The organism is Pseudomonas emilianonis (assembly GCF_023072625.1).
In the GTDB taxonomy this organism is placed as follows: domain Bacteria; phylum Pseudomonadota; class Gammaproteobacteria; order Pseudomonadales; family Pseudomonadaceae; genus Aquipseudomonas; species Aquipseudomonas paraveronii.
Genome location: NZ_JAKNRV010000051.1, coordinates 1 through 21,804, shown reverse-complemented (window position 1 = coordinate 21,804; position 21,804 = coordinate 1). Strand labels below are relative to the sequence as shown.

Below are 21,804 nucleotides of genomic sequence, written 5' to 3'. Positions count from 1 at the left end.
ATGGCGACCCCCAGTTGCTTGGCGCGTGCGACGGTGCGGCGCATGGTGCCGGGGTCGCCGGCGTGGAAGCCGGTGGCGATATTGGCCGAGCTGATATAGGCCATCAGCTCCGAATCGACGCCATCGCCGATGGTCCAGGGGCCGAAGCCTTCGCCCATGTCTGAATTGAAATCCACTGCCCGCATGAAAAGGCGCTCCGCCAAAGGTGATGCTGAAAAGTAGGCTGCGGCTTGACCCCTTGGGAAGATCTATTATCAGATGACCTATCTTCTGAAAAACAGATATCGCCATGTCGCTGACCTTGCGCCAAATCCGCTACTTCGTCGCCACCGCCGAGATCGGCCAGATTTCCCAGGCAGCGATTCACCTGAACATCTCCCAGTCGGCCGTGACCACGGCGATCAAGGAGCTGGAGGCGATGCTCGGCGTGCAGTTGTTCGTGCGCACCGCGCACGGCATGAACCTGACCGACGCCGGGCGGCACTTTCTCAACCGCGCCTATGTGATCGTGCGCAGTGTCGACGACGCGCTGAACAGCCCGCTGCCCGACTACCGCGCCAGCGGCGTGCTGCGGGTTGCCGCCAGCTACACGGTGCTCGGTTACTTCCTGCCGCACCACCTGCAGCGCATGGAACACTGGCACCCGGACGTGACCATCGAGGTGTTCGAGCAGGAGCGCCAGGCCATCGAACACGGCCTGCTCGACGGCCAGTTCGACATGGCCGTGGTGCTCACCGCCAACCTCACTCACGCGGATATCGTGTCGGAAATCCTCTTCAACTCCGAACGCCGCCTGTGGCTGCCCAGCCATCACCCGTTGTGTGAACGCGGCGCCGTCAGCCTGGCGGATGTGGCCCGCGAGCCCTACATCCTGCTGACCGTCGATGAGGCCGAACACAGTGCCATGCGCTACTGGGAACAGGCCGGGCAAACGCCCCAGGTGCGGCTGCGCACCAGTTCGGTGGAAGCGGTGCGCAGCATGGTCGCCAATGGCAGCGGCGTGGCGATCCTGTCGGACCTGGTGCATCGGCCCTGGTCCCTGGAAGGCAAGCGCATCGAAACCCTGACCGTGACCGACCCGGTGACGCCCATGAGCGTCGGCCTGGCCTGGCACCGCGAGCGCGCATTCACCCCGGCGATGCAGGCGTTCCGGGACTACTTCCACGACGCCTTCCTGACCCCGCAGCAGTTGTCGGCGCGACGTTAGAGCTGGGCTTGCAGCGTCGCGGCCAACCAGTCCATGAACACCCGCACCCGCAGCGGTAAATGGCGCTGCCCGGCGTAGAGCAGGGACACGTCCAACGGCGGCGCCGGGTAATCCGGCAGTACCGCCACCAGTTCGCCACTGGCTAATTGATCGCCAATGCCCAGCGCCGGCACCTGGATGATCCCGAAGCCGCCCAGGCAGGCGGACTTGTAGGCATCGGTGCTGTTGACCGTGACTCGCCCGACCATGGGCAGGCGCTGCACCTTGTTGCCCAGCAGGTATTCGAACCCCGCCGAGCGCGAACCCAGCGGGCGCACGTAATGCACCAAATGGTGATCGGCCAGGTCTGCCAGGGTCTGCGGCACGCCATAGCGCTGCAGGTAGCCGGCGCTCACGCAGTTGATCATCGGCATGCTGCACAACAACCGCGCGACCACCGACTGGTCCGGCTGCGCACCGACGCGCAGCACGCAATCGAACCCCTCGGCCAGCAGGTCGACCTGACGGTCGGTGGTGCTGATTTCCAGCTCGATCAACGGGTGCGCGTCCATGAAGTGCGGCAGGCGCGGCAGGATCAAATCCCGCGCCATCATGGTGGGCAGGTCCACGCGAATGCGCCCGGTCAGTTGTGTTTCGTCCTGGCGAAACAAGCCTTCCAGTTCCTCCATGTGCGCGAGCAAGTCCTTGCTGCGTTCATACAGTACGCGGCCGTCCTGGGTCGCCTGCACCTTGCGCGTGGTGCGCTGCAGCAAGCGCGCGCCGAGCAGTTCTTCCAGCGCCTGCACATGCTCGGACACGGTGGAACGCGGTAGCCCCAGGCTCTCGCCGGCGCGGGTAAAACTCGACAGTTCGGTGACGCGCACGAAGGTGCGCAGCAACTCCAGTTTGTTCATGGGATTGTTCGCCTTATCCGGCCAGTGATTTCGCTTTACCGCTGTTTATCACGTTATAGGCGGACAAATACACTCATTCCCTCGATCACATCAGAGGACTGCACCATGACCCGTAAAATCGCACTGATCACCGGCGCCAGCCGCGGCTTGGGTAGAAGTACCGCGCTGCGCCTGGCGGCACAAGGCGTGGATATCGTCGGCACTTACCACAGCCAGGCGGATGAGGCCCAGGCGGTGGTCGCGCAGATCGAACAATGGGGCGGCCGCGCCGCCATGCTGAAACTGGATGTGAGCCAGAGCGCGACCTTCGGCGCGTTCGTCGAAGACGTGGGCGACGTGCTCAAGCGTGTTTTCGCACGAGATGACTTCGACTTTCTGATCAACAACGCCGGCATCGGCATCCACGCCAGCTTTGCCGAAACCAGCGAAGCCCAGTTCGACCAACTGGTGGCGATTCAATTCAAAGGCCCGTTTTTCCTGACCCAGAAACTGCTGCCGCTGATCCGTGACGGCGGCCGCATCCTCAATATTTCCAGCGGCCTCGCCCGTTTCAGCCTGCCCGGCTATGCCGCGTATGCGGCGATGAAAGGCGCCATGGAAGTGCTGACCCGCTACCAGGCCAAAGAACTCGGCGCGCGCGGTATCAGCGTCAATATCCTCGCGCCTGGCGCCATCGAAACCGACTTCGGCGGCGGCGCCGTGCGCGACAACGCCAACCTTAACGCGATGGTCGCCAACAACACCGCCCTGGGCCGCGCCGGGTTACCGGATGATATCGGCGGGGCCATTGCCAGCCTGCTGGCGGACGGCAGCCACTGGATCACCGGCCAGCGGATCGAGGCGTCGGGCGGTATGTTTCTGTAGGAGCTTTTCGCGCACCACGTCGTAGCCCCAGTGGTACACGTAGGTGTACGGCAGGAAAAACAGCAACACGCCGATATCGAGGATAAACGCCTGCATCAGGCTGATGTTCAGCCACGCGGCAATCAACGGCACGCACACCAGGACCAGCCCGCCTTCAAACAGCAAGGCGTGCAGCACCCGGGTCCAGCCGTTGTTGGCCAGTTGCAGGCGTGCCTTGAGGCGGTCGAACAGGCCGTTGAAAATCACGTTCCAGGTCAGCGCCATCAGGCTGATCGCCAGGGTGACCATGCCCATTTCCAGGGCGGGCTTGTCCATGATCCACGCCAGCAACGGTGTGCAGATCAACAACGCCAGGGCCTCGAAACCAATGGCCTGGCACACGCGTTCAGTAATCGACTTGGTAGGGTTCATGACCCGGCTCCGTGAGTGACTGTGGTTGCCATCATTGCGCTTTGTATCGATACTTCATAACTAATAACCATCGATCAAGGCGATAGTCATGGCCTCCCATGAAGTGCTCCAGGCCTTTGTTCAGGCCGCAACCCAAGGCTCGTTTTCGGCGGCGGCGCGCAAGTTGGGCAAGAGCCAATCCACCGTCAGCGCGGCGGTAGCGAGCCTGGAGATTGACCTGAATGTGCTGCTGTTCGACCGCAGCAGCCGCAAGCCGACGCTGACCGCCGCCGGCCATGTGCTGCTGCAACGCGCCGAGCAGGTGCTGGAGGCGAGCAGTCGGCTGGAACTGGCGGCAAGTCAGTTATCCCAAGGGTTGGAGCCGAAGCTGAGTATCGCCATGTCCGATACTTACCAGTCCGACCGATTCGAGATCGCCCTCAGTGCCTTTGAACAGCGCTACCCGGACCTGGAACTGGAATGTTTGATCGCCGAATGCGATGACTTGATCGCCCTGGTGCAAAGCGGCCGGGCGCAGATCGCGTTTATCGAGAAGCAGGAGGCGTATCCGCCGGACCTGACCTGTTCACCGGTTGAAGAACGCACGGAAATCGCGCTGTTCGTCTCGCCCAAACACCCGTTGGCGCAGCAGGACAACATCAGCGTCCAGGCCTTGCAACAGCACCGGGAACTGCGCCTGGCGAGCATCATCAACCCCAATGAAACCCGGGCAGCCGGACGGGTGTGGTCGGCGCCCAGTTACCTGATGCTGATGGAGATGGCGCAGTTGGGGTTTGGCTGGGCGCCGATTCCGCGCTGGCTGGTGGAGCGTTTTGGCGGTGGCCAGTTGGTCGAACTCAAGGCACGCAGTTGGCCGCGCTCGGTGGCGGTGGATGCACTGTGGTCGCGGCAGCATCCGCCGGGGCCGGCGGGGAGTTGGTTGTTGGGCAAGATGCTCGACTGAGCCCGTCCGGGCCATGACGATCAACCTGTGGGAGGGGGCTTGCTCCCGATCGCGGTCGGTCAGTCACGGCTGAATTGACGGGGACGCCGCCATCGGGAGCAAGCCCCCTCCCACCTTGCGGGTCAGGCGGCGGATAATTGCGGCGGGCGGTGGCTCTGGAAGTATTCGTGCAGAACCCAAAGCACAAGCCCACGCGACGTGTCGGCGCCGGCAGGTGCCATTCGCGAATCACTACGCCCGACAACCCGCTGAAAACTCATTTCGCGCGGTGCAAACCCGATAGACTGCGCCCTTCTTTGCAGCCGTTCGGACACCCCGATGCAAACCCGCCTTGTCGCCTACGAGGCGCTGAATGCTGTGCAGACACAGCAAGTCGGCGCCATCGAAGTTCACCCTGAGCAGTTGCCGTTTTGCGGCGACATGTATTGCGCACTCAACACCCTGCTGGTCAACCCAAGCCCCGACATCAAGGGCTTCGTGCTGCTGGCCGACGATATTCCCGTGGCCTTCCTTCTGCTCAAGCGCTCGCCGTGCCTGCCCCATTGGGCCGATGCACACAGCGCCACGCTGCACGCGTTACAGGTAGACCGAACCCAGCAGGGCCGGGGATTTGGCAAAGCCTGCTTGCAGGCGCTACCCGACGCTGCGCTACAGGCCTGGCCGCAGATCAAGGCGCTGGAGTTGTCGGTGGACACACACAACGTCGCGGCGATGGGCTTGTACCTCGGGCTTGGCTGGGTGGATCGCGGGGAGGCGTATAAGGCGCGGGTTGGGTATGAGCGCAGGTTGAGTTGGGGGTTTGGTCGGGATGGCCTTGACACACCTTAAATGTAACGTATACAAGACTTATCTAATCTAAAGTAATGAATACGCTACATGGACATTTCAGTTATCACCCAACGACTCGGCAAACAGATCCGCTCCATGCGCCTCAATCGTGGCTATAAACAGGTGGACCTGGCAAAGCTGGCGGGAATTACCCGGCAAAAACTGATTGAAATCGAACAAGGCAGCCTCTCGGTTTCCATGAATGCCTATGCCCGTGTGATTGCGGCGTTGGGCAGCGAGATCAAATTAGTGCCCGTGACCATGCCGACCTTGGAGGAACTGGAGGACTTGTTCAATGAATAGCCCCACTCTGCGCGTTCATACCCCTCAAGGCGAGAGTGGAAGCGTGCGGGTAAGCGCCGACGACTATCTGTTCCGATACAGCGACAAAGCAAACGCACAAAGCGCAATAAGCCTCTCGATGCCCGTTCGCGTGGATGAGTATCGTCGTAGAGACTTGCACCCCATCTTCCAGATGAATCTGCCGGAAGGTTACGTGCTTGAGCAATTGCGCAATCGCCTCGCCAAGACGGTGAAAGTCGACCCAATGTTGCTGCTTGCGTTGTCAGGTAGCAGCGCACCCATTGGCCGGGTTTTCGTCTGCTCGGATCAAGTGAGCGAGTTGATCCAACGTAACAGCCCTCCTTCGAGTGGCGAGAACCTCGACGAGATTCTCGCCTGGGACGGCACGGAAGATCTGTTCGCTGACCTGGTGGATCGCTACATCTTGCGAGCAGGCATTTCTGGCGTACAACCCAAAGTACTGGTGCCCGAAAAACGTCAAACGCCCGAGCAGAGAGTCACCTCGAAAACCAATGACCTGATTATCAAGAGCGGGCGCGACGAGTTTCCGGGGTTGGCCATCAATGAGTACCTGTGCATGTCCATCGCCAGGGATGCAGGCATACCCACACCACCGTTTTACCTGTCGCAGAACCAGAAACTATTCATCATGCGACGCTTTGATCGGGACGAGCAGCTCAACCCACTGGGCTTCGAAGATATGACCACGCTGATGGGCCTGTCTGCCGAGCAAAAATACACCAAGAGCTACGGCGCTATGGCCAAGGCTGTGCGTGTCTTCTGTTCACCTGCCCATCAACGCAGCTCGCTCGACCAATTATTCGACAGCGTGGCGCTCAGTTGCATAGTGGGCAACGGTGATGCGCATCTGAAGAATTTCGGCGTGCTCTACAACGACCCGGTCAACGCCGATACACGGCTAGCACCGGCTTACGACATTGTGAATACCACGGCGTACATTCCCGACGACACGCTCGCATTGGACATGGTCGGCAACAAGTCCTTTTTCGCTTCACGTCTGGGCATCCTCGAGTTTGCAAGAACCTGCGAAGTCGAAAAGCCTGAAGAACGTATTCAAGCACTGCTGCAAACCCTTGAGATCGTGCTTAAGCGTGAAGACGATTACTGCCGATTAGCACCTGATGTTGCGAAAGCCATACGGCAATCCTCTCAGGGCTACCAACTGAGTTTTGGCGGTTGAACACAACCTTCGTCATTCGCGATTGCAGCCCCTCGCAGGAGCGAGCGACACCAGGTGCTTGCTGCGCCTACAGTGGGAGCCCCTATTCAGGCGCTACCGGCAACCAGACCTCTACGGTGCCGATGCCCTTATTTACATCAAAATCCGCGCTGTACCGCTCAAAATCCGGGCCGGCGATTGTGTAGCCGGAGTGCGGCAACCATTCGAACATGATCCGCTCGTAGGTCTGCGGTAACGCCTGTACCGGGCCGTAGTGCGGGAATACGGCGTAGCGATGCGCCGGGATTTCGATGGACTTAAAATTACTCGGCGCATCGCCCATGGCGGGTACTTCAACCCCGGCGAGGTAGTCGAATTCATCGTGTTTTGGGTTATGGCAAACCCCGTAGGAAAAGCCGCCTACACGCTTTTTGATGTATTTGACGCTCTCGTCAAACACCCCCCACAACTTGGGAATATCCCCCACGGTGGCCTTTGAATAGCGCCCCTGCACCCCGGCGATCACCAGGGTCTTGCCCTCTTCCATGCGCGGCTCTAACGGTTGCTGTGTCTGCTGATCCATCTGAACAGTCTCCTTCTTATGAGGGAACAAACCCGTATCGAGTATAGGGGTATATCCAGGTTTCTCTCCATGTAGAAATTTTTCCTACGTATCTGGACAACTGGCCATCATCGACCGTATTGTCTGCCCGCAGGCCACCGCAGTGGCCGACGTCGCTCGGACGGTTCCGGGCGCTTACGTACTCTCGAGGCAACAATGGCCGACCAAGGTTCGCCGCGCCGCTTTGCGCGCATAGATCGACTACCCCCCTACGTTTTCAATATCACTGCCGAGCTGAAGATGGCTGCGCGTCGGCGCGGCGAAGACATCATCGACTTGAGCATGGGTAACCCTGACGGCCCGACTCCACCGCACATCGTGGAGAAAATGGTCACCGTCGCCCAGCGTGAAGACACCCACGGTTACTCCACCTCCAAGGGCATTCCGCGCCTGCGCCGGGCGATTTCGCGCTGGTACAAAGACCGTTATGAAGTGGATATCGACCCCGAGTCGGAAGCCATCGTCACCATCGGCTCCAAGGAAGGCCTGGCGCACTTGATGCTGGCCACCCTGGACCAGGGCGACACCGTGCTGGTGCCCAACCCGAGCTACCCGATTCATATCTACGGTGCCGTGATTGCCGGCGCCCAGGTGCGCTCGGTGCCATTGATTCCGGGCGTGGACTTTTTCGCCGAGCTGGAACGGGCGATTCGCGGTTCGATCCCCAAGCCGAAGATGATGATCCTGGGGTTCCCGTCCAACCCGACCGCGCAGTGCGTGGAACTGGATTTCTTCGAGCGGGTGATCGCCCTGGCCAAGCAGTACGACGTGCTGGTGGTGCATGACCTGGCCTACGCCGACATCGTCTACGACGGCTGGAAAGCCCCGTCGATCATGCAGGTGCCGGGCGCCAAGGACATTGCGGTGGAGTTCTTTACCCTGTCCAAAAGCTACAACATGGCCGGCTGGCGCATTGGTTTCATGGTGGGCAATGCGGAACTGGTCAACGCCCTGGCGCGGATCAAGAGCTACCACGACTACGGCACCTTCACCCCGCTGCAAGTGGCGGCGATTGCCGCACTGGAAGGCGACCAACAGTGCGTGAAAGACATCGCCGAGCAGTACCGTCAGCGCCGCAATGTGCTGGTCAAGGGCCTGCATGAACTGGGCTGGATGGTGGAGAATCCCAAGGCGGCGATGTACGTCTGGGCGAAGATTCCCGAGGCGTATGCCGCTATGGGTTCGCTGGAATTTGCCAAGAAGCTGCTGCTCGAAGCCAAGGTTTGCGTATCGCCGGGGGTTGGCTTTGGTGAATATGGCGACGATCACGTGCGCTTTGCGCTGATCGAGAACCAGGACCGGATTCGCCAGGCGGTGCGCGGGATTCGCGGGATGTTCCGGGCGGATGGGCTCTTACCAAAAACCGGCGTCTAACGCGGTCAAACATGTGGGAGGGGGCTTGCTCCCGATGGCAGGGTGTCAGTCACTGTATCGGGTGACTGAAACACCGCTATCGGGGGCAAGCCCCCTCCCACATTTGGATTGGGTTTGCACCCTTGCCTTAGGGTGTGTCTGTCACACCACCAACGACAGCAACATGATGAAGATCAGCGCCACCACCGACAGAATGGTCTCCATCGCCGTCCAGGTCTTGAACGTCTCGGCCACCGTCATGTTGAAGTACTGCTTCACCAGCCAGAACCCCGCATCGTTGACGTGAGACAAAATCAACGACCCCGCCCCCGTCGCCAACACCAGTAGCTCGCGGTTAACCCCGGGAATCATCCCCACCACCGGCACGACAATGCCTGCGCCAGTGATGGTCGCGACCGTCGCCGAACCGGTGGCAATACGAATCACCGCCGCCACCAGCCACGCCAGCAGGATCGGGTTGATCTGCGCGTTCACCGCCATATGGCCGATCACGTCGCCCACGCCGCTGGTCACCAGCATCTGTTTGAAACCACCACCGGCACCGATGATCAGGATGATCGCGGCAGTCGGCGCCAGGCTGGCGTCGAGCAACTTGAGGATTTGCTTGGAGTGGATACCCTGGCGATGGCCAAAGGTGTACAGCGACAGCAGCAACGCAAGCAGCAGGGCGCTGATCGGGTGGCCGATCATGTCCATCCAGTTGCGCACCACATGACCGTCGGCCAAGGCGATGTCGGCAAAGGTTTTGAGCAGCATCAGGAACACCGGCAGCAGCACGGTGATCAGGGTGATGCTGAAGCTCGGCAGCGTCTTGTTTTCCGGCTCGCGGGCCAGTTGGTCGACCAGTTCCTGGGACGGATTGCCCGGGATGTACTTGGCGATAAACGTACCGAAGATCGGGCCGGCGATGATGGCGGTCGGCAGCGCGACGATCAGACCGTACAGAATGGTCTTGCCGATGTCCGCGCCAAACACGCCGATGGCCAGCAGCGGCCCCGGGTGCGGTGGCACCAGGCCATGGACCGCCGACAGGCCGGCGAGCAACGGGATGCCGATCTTGATCAGCGACACACCGGTGCGGCGCGCGACGATAAACACCAGCGGGATCAGCAACACAAAGCCGATCTCGAAGAACAGCGGGATGCCTACCAGGAACGCGGCGAACATCATTGCCCACTGGACCCTTTCCTTGCCGAAGGCGCGGATCAGGGTCTGGGCGATCTGATCGGCACCGCCGGATTCGGCCATCATCTTGCCGAGCATCGTACCCAGCGCGAGGATGATGCCGACAAAACCGAGCACCCCGCCGAAGCCGTCCTGGAAGGCCTTGATGATCTTGTCCACCGGCATGCCCGAGGTCAGGCCGAGGAAGCCCGCGGCGATGATCAACGCGATAAACGGGTGAACCTTGAACTTGGTGATCAAAAAGATCAGGCCAATGATAGTGACCACTGCATCAAGCAGCAGGTAGGACTCGTGGGACATGCCAAACATGGGGGGTCTCTCCTGTTTGTTGTTGTTATTAAAGCCGGTGTTGAGTTTCTCGCCGGGGATAGCGCTATCTTCTCCGGCAAAAAATTAACGGGTAGGTTCAAAACCGTGTTTACGCCACCAGGCATGGGTTTGCTCGGCCAACGCCTTGACGCTGTCTTCGCTCGCATTGAGAGCCAGGGTCAGCGGCTCGCCGACGGGCGATTCAAGGGTGGCGAACTGGCTGTCGATCAGGCTGGCCGGCATAAAATGGCCGGGGCGATGGGACACGCGGTCGGCGGCGACTTCGCGGCTCAGTTCCAGAAATACAAAGCCCAGGCCCGGCGCAGCTTCGCGCAGGTGGTCGCGGTATTTCTTTTTCAGCGCGGAACAGGTGAGCACCGGGTGTTCACCGGCCTTGAGCGAACGGCGCAATTCATCGCACAGGATGTCGAGCCAGCCGGCGCGGTCGTTGTCGTCGAGGGGGTGGCCGGCGCTCATCTTTTCGATGTTCGCGGCGGGGTGAAAGCTGTCGCCTTCAATGGCCGTGGCACCGTTCAGGCGGCAGAGGGCCTCGCTGACGCTGGTCTTGCCACAGCCGGCAACACCCATGATAACCAGGGCGGTAACAGGTTGACTCATAAAACACCTCAGGACGCAGATAGCGCTACCTTTGCACGCTGTAAGGCTAGTGCAAAAACAGGCTTTTCCCGCGCCGTCTTGTCTTTTTTTATGGAGTGACGCGTGCATCCGCTCCAAGCATTTGAACCGGATCAGGCAACCCAGCATTCAAGGATTTGCAGCCGTTTGGAGACAGCGCTACCTTAGTGCCTCGATTTTTGTTTGGCAAGCCGCCTGATGACCTCCAAGAACGATAAAAATACGCGCACCACGGGTCGTCCGACCCTCAATGAAGTCGCCCGCCTGGCCGGCGTCAGCCCGATTACCGCCTCCCGCGCCTTGCGTGGCATCAGCACCGTGGCCACCGAACTGGTGGAAAAAGTGCAACGGGCCGCCGACGAGCTGAACTACGTGGTCAACCCCGCCGCCCGCGCTCTGGCCTCGGCCCAGAGCCATTCGGTGGTGGTGCTGGTGCCGTCGCTGTCCAACCTGCTGTTTATCGAAACCCTCGAAGCCATCCATCAGGTGCTGCGGCCCAAGGGCTTTGAAGTACTGATCGGCAACTCCCACTATTCCCGCGACGAAGAAGAGACCCTGCTACGCAACTACATGGCCTATCAGCCACGGGGTTTGCTGCTGACCGGGTTCGATCGGACCGAAAGCGCGCGACGGATGGTCGAGGCCAGTAGTGTGCCGTGCGTGTACATGATGGATCTGGACCCCAACGCTGGCGTGAACTGCGTGGGTTTCTCGCAGTTGGCAGCGGGTGAGACAGCGGCAGCGCATTTGATCTCGCGGGGGCGCAAGCGCCTGGCGTATATCGGCGCGCAACTGGACCAACGCACCTTGCTGCGCGGCGAAGGCTTCCGGCGTGCGCTGCAACAGGCCGGGCTGTATGACCCGGCGCTGGAACTGTTGACGCCACGCCCCTCCTCCGTGGGCCTGGGCGGCGAATTGTTCCTGCAGTTGCTGGCGGCGCATCCGGATGTGGATGCGATCTTCTTCGGCAACGACGACCTGGCCCAGGGTGCGCTGCTCGAAGCCCTGCGTCATGGCATCAACGTACCGGGGCGCGTGGCCGTGCTGGGCTTCAACGACCTGCCAGCGTCCTCGTTCATGGTGCCGCGCCTGAGCAGCATCAGCACGCCACGCGAAGCCATTGGTCGGCGCGCGGCGGAACATTTGCTGACGATCATGGCGGGTAACAAGATCGCCAAGCCGGTGGTGGATATGGGATTTGAGTTGCAGGTGCGGGAAAGCACGTAGGGCGCTTGTAGGACGCGACTGGCATTGCGCAAAGCGCCTTGCCTGCTCCCACCGTTTGACCGTGCGCGCTTAACATCCTCGCGGTCATCCCCCTCCCCTGCTAGATTGACTGTTCTCCACTGCCAGGGAAGCATCATGGGACACTCACTGAAAATCTTGGGTCGCGCCTCTTCCATCAACGTGCGCAAAGTGCTCTGGACCTGCCAGGAACTGGGCATCGACTACGCGCACGAAGACTGGGGCATCGGCTTCAAGCCGACCCAATCCGCCGAATTCCTTGCCCTGAACCCCAACGCCCAAGTGCCGGTGCTGATCGACGACCACGGCGTGCTGTGGGAATCCAACACCATTTGTCGTTACCTGGTGAACCTCTACCAACGTCACGACCTGCTGCCTCTCGACCCCGCACCCCGCGCCCGGGTCGAACAGTGGATGGACTGGCAAGCCACCGAGCTCAACCCGTCCTGGGGCTATGCCTTCCAGGCCCTGGTGCGCAACAGCCCCGACCATCAGGACCCGCAACGCATCAAAGCCGGCGTACAAGCCTGGAACGACAAGATGGGCCTGCTGGAACAACAGTTGGCAAAGACCGGCGCCTACGTGGCCGGCGACGAATTCACCCTGGCCGATATCCTCATCGGCCTCTCGGTTCATCGCTGGCAGATGACCCCCATGGAACGCCCGCTCTACCCGGCGGTCGCGGCGTATTACCAGCACCTCGGCCAGCACGCCGGTTTTAAGACCTTCGCCCTCGACGGCCACGACTAAGCCCAAGAACGACAACGTAAAAGGACTCAACGTACTGCGCCGTACCGGGGCCTGCGACAGCAAAACGCTCGCTTCGTACCGCCCATCGGATACTGCGGCCTACCTGTCAACATTGACAGTAGACGCTCCCCGTTACCGACGTTTGACTGACAGCGAAGTGATTGGGCGCGCCCAATTCCTATAACCTCTCGGAGGCATCCGCTCATGGATAACGATCGGTCACAGGCCCTGAAATCGCAGCCTGTAGATGGCTTGGTAACAGCGAACATCAACCATCCCATTGGAAACTTCACATCCGAAAACATCCAATTTCACGATTTTCCTGAAGGTAATTTTATAGACGCCAAGAGCAATCAAGGCCAGCGGCTGATGAGCTTTCATTTGGCTAAAGATATCCAGCCCGGTTTATATGATGTTGCCCAAGAAAAAGGCAAGGTTCAGGTCTATTACTACCATGCGCTTGGACCGAACCCTTGGACTTACCAGCCCAGCAGCGGGAAATTACGCATCTGGAAGATCGATCTGGAACATCGGCACATCACTGCGACATTCTCTTTCACCTCTCATAAGGTGCCCAAGGGTGAAGAACCGCTGAAGGTCACCCAGGGTGAGTTGAATCTTCCAGGCCTTGAACCCATCATCGACTGAAACCTCGTGCGATAAATCAGCGAATGTCCAGGGGTGCCATACGCCACCGGGCGTTGGAAAACATCGCCCATTGACGGCAACGCTTGGCCGTCGACGGGACAATGTTTGCCGGGATGGCCGCACCCGGCCCCATAAAACCTTGGGGTTAGCGCCCGGCACGTTATTTGCTCCAGCAGACGCACCGTACATTTCCACAGGTGACCGATCATGCTGGTTAACAACAACACTCAAGCCTTATCGACCGTCCAACAGATCAAGCGACCCGACATGGACCCCGCCAACGCCGCCGCCAGCACGCTGTACAGCGGCACACTGCAAGCGGCTCAGCAAAGCGTGACCGCACCGGTTGCGCAGAAGGAGTTGGACAAGGCCGCCGGCCGCATCGACGAAGCCTTTGCCAAGACCCGTGTGCAGTTACAGGCCACCACGGCGGCCACCCCGGCAACCGCGGATGTGCCCGCAGCCGGTTCAACCACCAGCGCCGCACGCGCAGACTTCACCGATTACATGAGCAAGACCCCGGCCGAACGCATTCGCGAACAACTGCTCAAGGAGCAGGGTTTGACCGAAGCAGAAGTGCAGACACTGCCGCAGGAAAAACAGGATGCGATCACCAAGCAAGTGGCTGAGCGGCTGAAGCAACAGCAAGAACAGCAAGTAGCCGCGAAGACAGCAGAGCCGCAGGCGCAGGCGGTGAAAGAGACCCTGGCTGCGATCTAAGCGATACGGCCAATCGGGCTATTCGGTCGCGCAGTAAAACCGTGCGCCAGGACGTTGATTTCCCGGCATGGGGTGCCATCACGGTAGTTGGGCGTCGGCAGCATAGAGCAGGTGTGTCCTGCTCTGTGCGGTAAGGCGGGAACAGCTTGCAGATCGTAGGCTTCTACACGTTTAACTCAGTGACCGAACAGCCCTGTCTCGGATTTCTTGGTTTTCTTGTCCGCGCGTTTTTCATCGGCGGTCTTTGCCGGTTTCTTCTTCGCGGCTTTCTTTGAATCCATACCTTTGGCCATGATGCATGCTCCACTTACAGGGGATGTAACATTGGGTATACCACCTATTGCCGCGCAGAAGGCGCTTATAATCCCCGGCCCTTGATAACGCCTGCCTGAATACCATGCCCGACTTGCACCTCGAACCGCTGGCAGAGCCTCTGTGGCCGCTGCTGAACAAGTTTTACCGCCAGCACAATTCGCCGATGAAGGCACTCAAGGGCGGACGTATGTGGGTGGCGCGGGACCGCGAGATTGTTGCAGGCTTGTGCCTGACGCCCGTGGTGGGCGGGCAATGGCTGACCGGCGTGTTTGTCGACCCGGCCTATCGCGGCCAGGGGCTGGCGGCGCGCTTGATTCTTCAGGCGGCGGCCGATGGGGAGGGTTCAGTCTGGCTGCTGTGCCATCCCGACCTGGAAGGCGTGTACGGACGCATGGGGTTTACTCAGGACACGGTGCTGCCCCAATCCCTCAGCGAACGGCTGGTGCGCTACAAGCGCAACAAGCCGATGATCGCGATGGGTTTGCCACGAGGCGTGTAACCACCCAAGGAGAGTGGGTGACAGCCCCGTCGCAGTCGTGGTGGCTGACCAACCCCACCATTGGGCTTGTATCGTGCCAGGAGGCTAGTCGTCGGCATTCGGGTCCATGTCGGGGAACATCACGTCGATAAACCCGAACTTGCTGAAGTCGCTAATCCGCGACGGGTACAAGCGGCCGATCAGGTGATCGCACTCGTGCTGCACCACCCGCGCATGGAAACCATCGGCAATGCGTATGATCGGCTCGCCCTTGGGGTCGAAGCCTTCGTAGCGGATCTGCTGGTAACGGTCCACCGCGCCGCGCAGGCCGGGCACGGACAGACAGCCTTCGAAGCCCTCTTCCATGAGCGGACTGAGCGGTGTGATCAGCGGGTTGATCAGGATCGTCTGTGCCACAGCCGGGGCATCCGGGTAGCGTTCGCTGCTCTCGAAACCAAAGATCACCAGTTGCAGGTCAACGCCGATCTGCGGTGCGGCCAGGCCGACACCGCCGACGTGTTCCATGGTCTGGAACATGTCATCGATCAATTGCCACAGCTCGGGGCTGTCGAACATTTCCGGCGGGACCGGCGGGGCGATACGCAGTAGGCGCTCATCGCCCATTTTCAGGATTTCATGGATCATCGATCAGACTTCGTCGGGAGTGGGCTTGGAATGGTCCCGGCCAAGGCCGGAGACGTGCTTTTTTTCACCCGCGTGGGTGTTTTCATCGAATGTCTTTTCCCCTGGCTCCTTGCCTTCGGCCGACATGTGCTCGATCACGGCATTCATCTCCGCCCCCAGCAACAGCACGGCGGCGGAAATATAGAAGTACAGGAGCAAAACAATGATCGCGCCGATGCTGCCATACATGGCGTTGTAGTCGGCGAAGGTTTTGACGTAGTAGCCAAAGCCCAGGGACGCGACGATCCACACCACCACCGCCAGCACAGAGCCTGGGGTGATGAAGCGGAATTTCTGCTCCACGTCAGGCATCACGTAGTACATGAGGGCCACAGCGAACATCAGCAGGATCACAATCAGCGGCCAACGCAGGATGGTCCACAGCGTGACCACGAATTCCTGCATGCCGATCTGCCCTGCCAGCCATTCCATGACCTGCGGGCCGAGCACCATCAGCGCGGCGGCGGCGAGCAACATGCCGGCGATGCCGACGGTGTAGAAAACCGACAGTGGGAAACGCTTCCAGATCGGCCGCCCTTCGACCACGTCGTAGGCTGCGTTCATCGCGCTCATCATCAGGCGCACACCGGCCGACGCGGTCCACAGGGCAATCACGATACCCACCGAGAGCAGGCCGCCCTTGGACTGCTGCAACTGGTCGATCACCGGGTTGACCTGCTCCAGGGCCTGGGGCGGCAACACCAGCTCCGACTGCAGGCGCAGCCAGGTGAAGAAGTCCGGTAAATGCAGGAAACCGATCAACGCAATGAGGAACAGCAGGAACGGGAACAAGGAAAACAGCATCTGGTAGGCCAGCGCCGAGGCGTAGGTGGACATCTCGTCGTTGACGAATTCCGTGACCGTGCGCACCAGCACTTTGTGCAGCTTGAGACCATCGAGTACCGGAAAAATCATAGCGTCTCCTTTCGCCGCAAAAAGGTCAGGTTCATGGGCGACTCAGGGGCCGTTTTCTACATCAAGGTAGCCTATTTGGCGACCTTGAAACAATTTCGAAAGATTAACCGCTTCAGGTGACACAAAAACGGCCATCCGTGGATGGCCGTTGGGCTGGATGAACTCAGCCAGCGATTGAGGATCAACGGGTCGCTTTCTTCACCGCATCCTTGGTATCGCCCACGGCTTTCTGCACTTCGCCTTTCTTTTCCTGGACCACACCTTCAACGCGCAGCTTGTCGTTGCCGGTCACTTTGCCAACACCTTGCTTGATGTTGCCGACAGCTTCGTTCGCGACGCCTTTTACCTTATCCGATGTGCTGCTCATGGTATTTCTCCTGGAACAATCGAGGGTTTTTGGTCATTACGTAGAGATTGACCCGAGGCTGTTCGGCAGAGTTTCAATTATTTTGTGCGCGCATTTCATCGCCGGCAGCAGGTTTGGCTTTATGTTTTGCGGCCAACCCACGAGAATGCGCGGCACATTCAGGCTACAACGCTGAATAACAGATCCCGTAGGAAGGTTATGAAACTCAATAAAGCACAGGCCATCGCCCGCAGAAACCAGGAACTGGGCGGTGCCGTACTCGGCGTCAACAACTGCCACTTCACCGACCTGGACCGCAAACGCAACATCTGGTGGTTCGACCTTCCGGTGGCGCGGATCGCAGTGGGCCAGTACGAGTGGATTCACTTGTTGCTGCACAACGCCGAGACTGACCAGTTGCTGCACCTGAAGGTGCCGACGGTGTTCCTGCGTGAAAAGCTCGAAGGCCTGGTGGTGCGCAATGCCGGCAAACGCAAGCCGGAAATCACGCTGGAACTGAGCGCAGACAAGGACTCGTTCTTGAAGGATGTGCGCCCAGCCGGTGCGGGCGTGAGCTTCGCGCAGCTTGCCCTCTAAGCACTGTATTTCAAATGTGGGAGGGGGCTTGCCCCCGATTGCAGAGTGTCAGTCGCTGAATCTGGTGACTGATCCACCGCTATCGGGGGCAAGCCCCCTCCCATACTGGATCGCATTCCAATCCAAGCATTAAAAAACCCCGCATTGGCGGGGTTTTTTTGGGTTACTTTTTCAGGCCCAGCTTCTTCAGCTCTTCATCGCGCAACTCTCGACGCAGGATCTTACCCACGTTGGTGATCGGCAAGAGATCACGGAATTCAACGGCCTTGGGCACTTTATAGCCGGTGACGTTAGCGCGCATATGCTCCATCACCTGGTCCTTGGTCAGGGTGGCACCTGGCTTGACCACGATGAAGATCTTGATGTGCTCCCCGGACTTCTCGTCCGGCACGCCGATGGCAGCGCATTGCAGCACGCCCGGCAGGGTCGCCAGCACGTCTTCCAGTTCGTTGGGGTAAACGTTGAAACCGGAGACCAGAATCATGTCTTTCTTGCGGTCGACAATGCGCATGTAGCCGTCCGGCTGGATGATCGCAATGTCACCGGTCTTCAACCAACCTTCGCTGTCGAGGATCTCGGCGGTGGCATCTTCGCGCTGCCAGTAGCCCTTCATCACCTGCGGGCCTTTGACGCACAGCTCGCCGACCTCACCCAGGGCCAGCTCGACGCCGTCATCGGTGATGACTTTGCACAAGGTCGACGGCACCGGAATGCCGATAGTGCCGATCTGGATCTTCTGGATCGGGTTGACCGTCGCCACCGGGCTGGTCTCGGTCATGCCGTAGCCTTCGCAGATGTCGCAGCCGGTCACGGCTTTCCAACGCTCGGCCGCCGCCAGTTGCAGGGCCATACCGCCTGACAGGGTGACTTTCAGCCCAGAGAAGTCCAGCTTGCGAAAACCTTCGTTATTGCACAGCGCCACGAACAGCGTGTTCAGGCCGACAAAGCCGCTGAACTTCCACTTCGACAGTTCCTTGACCATCGCCGGCAGGTCACGCGGGTTGCTGATCAGGATGTTGTGGTTGCCGATCAGCATCATCGCCATGCAATGAAAGGTGAACGCATAGATGTGGTACAGCGGCAGCGGGGTGATCAGTATCTCGCAGCCTTCGTTGAGGTTGGAGCCCATCAGCGCCTTGCACTGCAGCATGTTGGCCACCAGGTTACGGTGGGTCAGCATCGCCCCCTTGGCCACGCCGGTGGTGCCGCCGGTGTATTGCAGCACCGCCACGTCGCTGCTGGCCGGGCTGACGTCATTGACCGGTTGGCCGTGCCCCTTGGCCAGCACGTCGTTGAACTTGATCGCCTTGGGCAAGTGATAGGCCGGGACCATTTTCTTCACGTACTTGATGACGCTGTTGATCAGCAGGCGCTTGAGCGGCGGCAGCAGGTCGGCGACTTCGGTGACGATCACGTGTTTGACGGCGGTCTTGGGCACGACTTTTTCAGCCAGATGCGCCATGTTGGCCAGGCAGACCAGGGCCTTGGCCCCGGAGTCATTGAATTGGTGTTCCATTTCCCGCGCGGTGTACAGCGGGTTGGTGTTGACCACGATAAGGCCGGCACGGATGGCACCGAACACAGCGACCGGGTATTGCAGGACGTTGGGCAGTTGCACGGCGATTCGATCGCCGGGCTTCAAATCGGTATGCTGTTGCAGGTACGCAGCGAAAGCGCCGGACAATTCGTACAACTCACCGTAGGTGATTGTCTTGCCCAGGTTGCTGAAAGCCGGTTTGTTGGCGAAGCGCTGGCAGGACTGTTTCAGTACCGCCTGAATATTTGGATACTCGTCTGGATTGATGTCTGCAGCAATCCCGGCGGGGTACTTATCCTTCCAAAAGTCTACGTTCATGGAAGCCCACTCCTCAGCGACGCGAATTCATCATCGCATTTGATGCGATTATTATTGGTGTGTGTTTTTTAGGTGAGTCTGGCGCGTTTAAGCAGGCCGAGAGGTCACGAAGCGCGCCGAGAGTAGCAGCTTTGCCAAGGGCCGACTAGAGCCAAAAGAGGGCCCTGCAGTCATAAACATGACTCATGAATAACTAATAGTCATTTTTAGAGCAAAAATTCTATAACCCAAGAAGTGGCTCTAGAACAGGGCTTAACGGGATAAACACAGACAAATGTGGGAGGGAGCTTGCTCCCGATGGCGGTAAATCAGCCAACACATTTGGTGACTGATTCACTGCCATCGGGAGCAAGCCCCCTCCCACATTGTTGACTGCCTTTCAAATCAGGCGATGTCGCGCAACTCGCGCCGCAGGATCTTGCCCACCGGCGTCATCGGCAACGACTCACGCAACACGATGTGCTTGGGCACTTTGTACCCCGTGAAGTTGGTCTTGCAGTAGCTCTTCAACTCCTCAAGGCTCACGCCTTCGGCACGCGCCACCACAAACAGCTTCACCGCCTCCCCCGTGCGCTCGTCCGGTACGCCGATCACTGCGCAGTTAGCCACCGCAGGGTGAGCCATCACCACGTCTTCAATCTCGTTGGGGTACACGTTGAAACCCGAGACGATGATCAGGTCCTTCTTGCGATCCACGATGCGTATAAATCCATCCTCGTCGATCACGGCAATATCGCCGGTCTTGAGCCACCCCTCGGCGTCCAGCGCCTCGGCGGTGGCGGCCGGTTGCTGCCAGTAGCCCTTCATCACCTGCGGGCCCTTGATGCACAGCTCGCCGCGCTCGCCCAGGGGCAACTCGACGCCGTCGTCATCGATCACCTTCATCGCCGTACCCGGCACAGGGATGCCCACGGTGCCCAGGCGTGACTTGTTGCCATACGGGTTGGTGCTGGCCACCGGCGACGTTTCCGTCAGGCCATACCCTTCGCCAATCGCACAGCCGGTGAGCTGCTCCCAACGTTCGGCGGTGGCCTTGATCAGCGCCGTGCCACCGGAGTTGGTGAGTTTGAGATGGGAGAAGTCCAGGCTCTTGAAATCGGGGTGGTCCATCAACGCCACAAACAACGTGTTGAGCCCGAGCAAGCCGGTGAAGCGCCAGTTTTTCAGTTCCTTGATAAAGCCCGCGATATCCCGCGGGTTGGTGATCAACACGTTGTGGTTGCCGGAGACCATCATGCACATGCAATTCGCGGTGAATGCATAGATGTGGTAAAGCGGCAGCGGCGCGATCATCACTTCCTGGCCTTCCTTGATCAGCGGGTGGCCATCCTCGCCGGTCTGCGACATGCAGGCGCGCACCTGCTGCATGTTCGCCACCAGGTTGCCGTGGGTGAGCATCGCACCCTTGGCCAAGCCGGTGGTGCCGCCGGTGTATTGCAGCACGGCGATGTCATCGAGGGTCACCGGGTGGCGCGTCACGCCCTGCCCTGCGCCCATGCGCAACGCGCGCTTGAACGACACCGCACGCGGCAAGTGATAGGCCGGGACCATCTTCTTCACTTTGTCGACAAGGGTGTTGACCAGCCAACCCTTGGCCGCCGGCATGAAGTCGCCCATCTTCGCTTCGATCAGGTAGTCGATCTCGGTGTCGGTGCAGACTTCCTGCACCCGTGAACCGAACAGGTTGAGGTAGACCAGGGCGCGAATGCCGGCGTCCTTGAACTGGTGTCGCATCTCACGCGGGGTGTACAGCGGGTTGGTGTTGACCACGATCAGCCCCGCGCGCAGCGCACCGAACACGGCAATCGGGTAATGCAGCACGTTGGGCATCTGCACCGCGATGCGATCGCCCGGCTTGAGGTCGGTGTGCTGCTGCAGGTAACCGGCGAACGCCGCACTCTGGCGCTCAAGCTCGGCGTAGGTCAGGGTGACGCCCATGCTGCTGAACGCCGGACGGTCGGCAAAGGCCTTGCAGGAACGCTCGAAGACTTCGATCACTGACGTGTAGGCGCTCAGATCGATCTCGTTGGGAACGCCCGCCGCGCGTTTGTCATTCCAGAAATCAGGTTGCATTATTCTTGTCCTCTTACCTGAATGTGCCCGACCGCTTTTCTGCTGCTATAAAAAGCGGAGCTTCGGGGACGTTAGCAGCTATGGCCAAACAGGCAAATACAGGAAAGAGCGTCATTAATTGCGTGAATCTTCCTACAAGGGTCTGTACTGATCAGACGGCTGTCCGAGGATGAGCTATACACTGCAACGACCCTGAGCAAAGGAAGCGCCATGAACCACACCACCTTCTGGCTGACCGCGAATGACCACAGCCGCCTGTACGTCAATCAATGGCTACCGGAAGCGCCGCCGAAGGCGTTGATCATGGTGTCCCACGGCATGGCCGAGCACGGCGGGCGCTATGTGCGCCTGGCCGAAGCGTTGTGCGGGACGGGCTACGGTGTGTTTGCCCTGGACCAGCGTGGCCATGGCCGCACCGCCGAC

25 protein-coding genes are annotated in these 21,804 nt (G+C 59.8%); 14 read left to right on the top strand and 11 right to left on the bottom strand.

Annotation, left to right across the window (positions count from 1 at the left end):
* Positions 1 to 185, bottom strand: a 185-nt coding sequence (locus L9Z73_RS08380; protein WP_247398531.1) for a LamB/YcsF family protein, incomplete at its 3' end; no start/stop codon positions are given.
* Positions 186 to 289: 104 nt separating this feature from the next.
* Between L9Z73_RS08380 and L9Z73_RS08375 the strand changes: the two genes are divergently transcribed.
* Positions 290 to 1,207 carry a LysR family transcriptional regulator gene (locus tag L9Z73_RS08375; RefSeq protein ID WP_247398528.1) on the top strand — a complete coding sequence of 306 codons (918 nt, stop codon included), beginning with the start codon at positions 290 to 292 and terminating at the stop codon, positions 1,205 to 1,207.
* Here L9Z73_RS08375 and L9Z73_RS08370 read toward each other — a convergent pair.
* A complete protein-coding gene (locus L9Z73_RS08370) occupies positions 1,204 to 2,100 on the bottom strand; it encodes a LysR family transcriptional regulator (RefSeq protein ID WP_247398525.1) in 897 nt (298 codons plus the stop codon). The genes L9Z73_RS08375 and L9Z73_RS08370 overlap by 4 nt on opposite strands.
* A gap of 105 nt (positions 2,101 to 2,205) precedes the next feature.
* Between L9Z73_RS08370 and L9Z73_RS08365 the strand changes: the two genes are divergently transcribed.
* Positions 2,206 to 2,964 carry an SDR family NAD(P)-dependent oxidoreductase gene (locus L9Z73_RS08365; protein WP_247398522.1) on the top strand — a complete coding sequence of 253 codons (759 nt, stop codon included), beginning with the start codon at positions 2,206 to 2,208 and terminating at the stop codon, positions 2,962 to 2,964.
* Here L9Z73_RS08365 and L9Z73_RS08360 read toward each other — a convergent pair.
* Complete coding sequence (locus L9Z73_RS08360; RefSeq protein ID WP_247398517.1) at positions 2,863 to 3,375, bottom strand: multidrug/biocide efflux PACE transporter; 513 nt, start codon at positions 3,373 to 3,375, stop codon at positions 2,863 to 2,865. The two genes, L9Z73_RS08365 and L9Z73_RS08360, sit on opposite strands and share 102 nt — an antisense overlap.
* A gap of 88 nt (positions 3,376 to 3,463) precedes the next feature.
* On the opposite strand from L9Z73_RS08360, the gene L9Z73_RS08355 reads away from it, so the two are divergent.
* The 4 genes from L9Z73_RS08355 to L9Z73_RS08340 all read left to right on the top strand — a co-directional run bounded on the left by L9Z73_RS08355 (position 3,464) and on the right by L9Z73_RS08340 (position 6,650).
* On the top strand, positions 3,464 to 4,318 hold the full coding sequence (locus L9Z73_RS08355; protein ID WP_247398514.1) for a LysR family transcriptional regulator: 855 nt from the start codon (positions 3,464 to 3,466) through the stop codon (positions 4,316 to 4,318).
* A gap of 318 nt (positions 4,319 to 4,636) precedes the next feature.
* Complete coding sequence (locus L9Z73_RS08350) at positions 4,637 to 5,146, top strand: GNAT family N-acetyltransferase (RefSeq protein ID WP_247398511.1); 510 nt, start codon at positions 4,637 to 4,639, stop codon at positions 5,144 to 5,146.
* Between the two features lie 48 nt (positions 5,147 to 5,194).
* The gene (locus L9Z73_RS08345; protein ID WP_247398507.1) at positions 5,195 to 5,449 is read left to right on the top strand and encodes a helix-turn-helix domain-containing protein; all 255 of its coding nucleotides are present in this window, start codon (positions 5,195 to 5,197) and stop codon (positions 5,447 to 5,449) included.
* Positions 5,442 to 6,650, top strand: coding sequence for a type II toxin-antitoxin system HipA family toxin (locus tag L9Z73_RS08340; RefSeq protein WP_247398505.1), 1,209 nt, complete (start codon positions 5,442 to 5,444; stop codon positions 6,648 to 6,650). The genes L9Z73_RS08345 and L9Z73_RS08340 overlap by 8 nt, the downstream gene beginning before the upstream one ends.
* A gap of 82 nt (positions 6,651 to 6,732) precedes the next feature.
* Here the strand turns inward: L9Z73_RS08340 and L9Z73_RS08335 are convergent, their stop codons facing one another.
* Positions 6,733 to 7,212 carry a GyrI-like domain-containing protein gene (locus L9Z73_RS08335; protein ID WP_247398503.1) on the bottom strand — a complete coding sequence of 160 codons (480 nt, stop codon included), beginning with the start codon at positions 7,210 to 7,212 and terminating at the stop codon, positions 6,733 to 6,735.
* A gap of 195 nt (positions 7,213 to 7,407) precedes the next feature.
* Here L9Z73_RS08335 and alaC point away from each other — a divergent pair, with 195 nt between their 5' ends.
* Entirely contained in the window at positions 7,408 to 8,625 is a 1,218-nt protein-coding gene (gene alaC, locus L9Z73_RS08330; RefSeq protein ID WP_247398499.1) for an alanine transaminase, read from the top strand.
* A 141-nt stretch (positions 8,626 to 8,766) separates the two neighbouring features.
* Here alaC and L9Z73_RS08325 read toward each other — a convergent pair whose 3' ends face one another.
* Entirely contained in the window at positions 8,767 to 10,119 is a 1,353-nt protein-coding gene (locus L9Z73_RS08325; protein ID WP_247398496.1) for a GntP family permease, read from the bottom strand.
* A gap of 84 nt (positions 10,120 to 10,203) precedes the next feature.
* Positions 10,204 to 10,737, bottom strand: coding sequence for a gluconokinase (locus tag L9Z73_RS08320; protein WP_247398493.1), 534 nt, complete (start codon positions 10,735 to 10,737; stop codon positions 10,204 to 10,206).
* A 213-nt stretch (positions 10,738 to 10,950) separates the two neighbouring features.
* On the opposite strand from L9Z73_RS08320, the gene L9Z73_RS08315 reads away from it, so the two are divergent.
* The 5 genes from L9Z73_RS08315 to L9Z73_RS08295 all read left to right on the top strand — a co-directional run bounded on the left by L9Z73_RS08315 (position 10,951) and on the right by L9Z73_RS08295 (position 14,932).
* The gene (locus tag L9Z73_RS08315; RefSeq protein WP_247398533.1) at positions 10,951 to 11,982 is read left to right on the top strand and encodes a LacI family DNA-binding transcriptional regulator; all 1,032 of its coding nucleotides are present in this window, start codon (positions 10,951 to 10,953) and stop codon (positions 11,980 to 11,982) included.
* Between the two features lie 135 nt (positions 11,983 to 12,117).
* Positions 12,118 to 12,750, top strand: coding sequence for a glutathione S-transferase family protein (locus L9Z73_RS08310; RefSeq protein WP_247398487.1), 633 nt, complete (start codon positions 12,118 to 12,120; stop codon positions 12,748 to 12,750).
* A gap of 204 nt (positions 12,751 to 12,954) precedes the next feature.
* A complete protein-coding gene (locus L9Z73_RS08305) occupies positions 12,955 to 13,398 on the top strand; it encodes a hypothetical protein (RefSeq protein ID WP_247398485.1) in 444 nt (147 codons plus the stop codon).
* 207 nt (positions 13,399 to 13,605) lie between these two features.
* Entirely contained in the window at positions 13,606 to 14,118 is a 513-nt protein-coding gene (locus tag L9Z73_RS08300) for a hypothetical protein (protein ID WP_247398483.1), read from the top strand.
* A gap of 397 nt (positions 14,119 to 14,515) precedes the next feature.
* The gene (locus L9Z73_RS08295) at positions 14,516 to 14,932 is read left to right on the top strand and encodes a GNAT family N-acetyltransferase (RefSeq protein WP_247398482.1); all 417 of its coding nucleotides are present in this window, start codon (positions 14,516 to 14,518) and stop codon (positions 14,930 to 14,932) included.
* A gap of 84 nt (positions 14,933 to 15,016) precedes the next feature.
* Here L9Z73_RS08295 and def read toward each other — a convergent pair whose 3' ends face one another.
* The 3 genes from def to L9Z73_RS08280 form a co-directional block, all read right to left on the bottom strand.
* Positions 15,017 to 15,556, bottom strand: a complete 540-nt coding sequence (gene def / locus L9Z73_RS08290) for a peptide deformylase (RefSeq protein ID WP_247398480.1) — start codon at positions 15,554 to 15,556, stop codon at positions 15,017 to 15,019.
* Between the two features lie 3 nt (positions 15,557 to 15,559).
* On the bottom strand, positions 15,560 to 16,510 hold the full coding sequence (locus L9Z73_RS08285; RefSeq protein WP_247398478.1) for a YihY/virulence factor BrkB family protein: 951 nt from the start codon (positions 16,508 to 16,510) through the stop codon (positions 15,560 to 15,562).
* 181 nt (positions 16,511 to 16,691) lie between these two features.
* Positions 16,692 to 16,877: a CsbD family protein gene (locus L9Z73_RS08280; protein WP_247398475.1), complete on the bottom strand. Its 186-nt coding sequence runs from the start codon at positions 16,875 to 16,877 to the stop codon at positions 16,692 to 16,694.
* A 198-nt stretch (positions 16,878 to 17,075) separates the two neighbouring features.
* Between L9Z73_RS08280 and L9Z73_RS08275 the strand changes: the two genes are divergently transcribed.
* Positions 17,076 to 17,453, top strand: coding sequence for a hypothetical protein (locus L9Z73_RS08275; RefSeq protein WP_247398473.1), 378 nt, complete (start codon positions 17,076 to 17,078; stop codon positions 17,451 to 17,453).
* Positions 17,454 to 17,616: 163 nt separating this feature from the next.
* Here L9Z73_RS08275 and fadD1 read toward each other — a convergent pair whose 3' ends face one another.
* Entirely contained in the window at positions 17,617 to 19,308 is a 1,692-nt protein-coding gene (gene fadD1, locus L9Z73_RS08270) for a long-chain-fatty-acid--CoA ligase FadD1 (RefSeq protein ID WP_247398469.1), read from the bottom strand.
* A gap of 384 nt (positions 19,309 to 19,692) precedes the next feature.
* A complete protein-coding gene (gene fadD2 / locus L9Z73_RS08265) occupies positions 19,693 to 21,381 on the bottom strand; it encodes a long-chain-fatty-acid--CoA ligase FadD2 (protein WP_247398466.1) in 1,689 nt (562 codons plus the stop codon).
* A gap of 210 nt (positions 21,382 to 21,591) precedes the next feature.
* On the opposite strand from fadD2, the gene L9Z73_RS08260 reads away from it, so the two are divergent.
* The coding region (locus tag L9Z73_RS08260; RefSeq protein WP_247398463.1) for an alpha/beta hydrolase at positions 21,592 to 21,804 on the top strand (213 nt) is incomplete at its 3' end.

Coding starts and splice junctions, on each gene's coding strand:
- L9Z73_RS08305 (WP_247398485.1), top strand. CDS start 12,955: ATGGATAACGATCGGTCACAGGCCCTGAAATCGCAGCCTGTAGATGGC.
- L9Z73_RS08365 (WP_247398522.1), top strand. CDS start 2,206: ATGACCCGTAAAATCGCACTGATCACCGGCGCCAGCCGCGGCTTGGGT.
- L9Z73_RS08345 (WP_247398507.1), top strand. CDS start 5,195: ATGGACATTTCAGTTATCACCCAACGACTCGGCAAACAGATCCGCTCC.
- L9Z73_RS08275 (WP_247398473.1), top strand. CDS start 17,076: ATGAAACTCAATAAAGCACAGGCCATCGCCCGCAGAAACCAGGAACTG.
- L9Z73_RS08295 (WP_247398482.1), top strand. CDS start 14,516: ATGCCCGACTTGCACCTCGAACCGCTGGCAGAGCCTCTGTGGCCGCTG.
- L9Z73_RS08375 (WP_247398528.1), top strand. CDS start 290: ATGTCGCTGACCTTGCGCCAAATCCGCTACTTCGTCGCCACCGCCGAG.
- def (WP_247398480.1), bottom strand. CDS start 15,556: ATGATCCATGAAATCCTGAAAATGGGCGATGAGCGCCTACTGCGTATC.
- L9Z73_RS08360 (WP_247398517.1), bottom strand. CDS start 3,375: ATGAACCCTACCAAGTCGATTACTGAACGCGTGTGCCAGGCCATTGGT.
- L9Z73_RS08310 (WP_247398487.1), top strand. CDS start 12,118: ATGGGACACTCACTGAAAATCTTGGGTCGCGCCTCTTCCATCAACGTG.
- L9Z73_RS08300 (WP_247398483.1), top strand. CDS start 13,606: ATGCTGGTTAACAACAACACTCAAGCCTTATCGACCGTCCAACAGATC.
- alaC (WP_247398499.1), top strand. CDS start 7,408: ATGGCCGACCAAGGTTCGCCGCGCCGCTTTGCGCGCATAGATCGACTA.
- L9Z73_RS08285 (WP_247398478.1), bottom strand. CDS start 16,510: ATGATTTTTCCGGTACTCGATGGTCTCAAGCTGCACAAAGTGCTGGTG.
- L9Z73_RS08325 (WP_247398496.1), bottom strand. CDS start 10,119: ATGTTTGGCATGTCCCACGAGTCCTACCTGCTGCTTGATGCAGTGGTC.
- L9Z73_RS08340 (WP_247398505.1), top strand. CDS start 5,442: ATGAATAGCCCCACTCTGCGCGTTCATACCCCTCAAGGCGAGAGTGGA.
- L9Z73_RS08320 (WP_247398493.1), bottom strand. CDS start 10,737: ATGAGTCAACCTGTTACCGCCCTGGTTATCATGGGTGTTGCCGGCTGT.
- L9Z73_RS08280 (WP_247398475.1), bottom strand. CDS start 16,877: ATGAGCAGCACATCGGATAAGGTAAAAGGCGTCGCGAACGAAGCTGTC.
- L9Z73_RS08355 (WP_247398514.1), top strand. CDS start 3,464: ATGGCCTCCCATGAAGTGCTCCAGGCCTTTGTTCAGGCCGCAACCCAA.
- L9Z73_RS08350 (WP_247398511.1), top strand. CDS start 4,637: ATGCAAACCCGCCTTGTCGCCTACGAGGCGCTGAATGCTGTGCAGACA.
- fadD2 (WP_247398466.1), bottom strand. CDS start 21,381: ATGCAACCTGATTTCTGGAATGACAAACGCGCGGCGGGCGTTCCCAAC.
- L9Z73_RS08370 (WP_247398525.1), bottom strand. CDS start 2,100: ATGAACAAACTGGAGTTGCTGCGCACCTTCGTGCGCGTCACCGAACTG.
- L9Z73_RS08335 (WP_247398503.1), bottom strand. CDS start 7,212: ATGGATCAGCAGACACAGCAACCGTTAGAGCCGCGCATGGAAGAGGGC.
- fadD1 (WP_247398469.1), bottom strand. CDS start 19,308: ATGAACGTAGACTTTTGGAAGGATAAGTACCCCGCCGGGATTGCTGCA.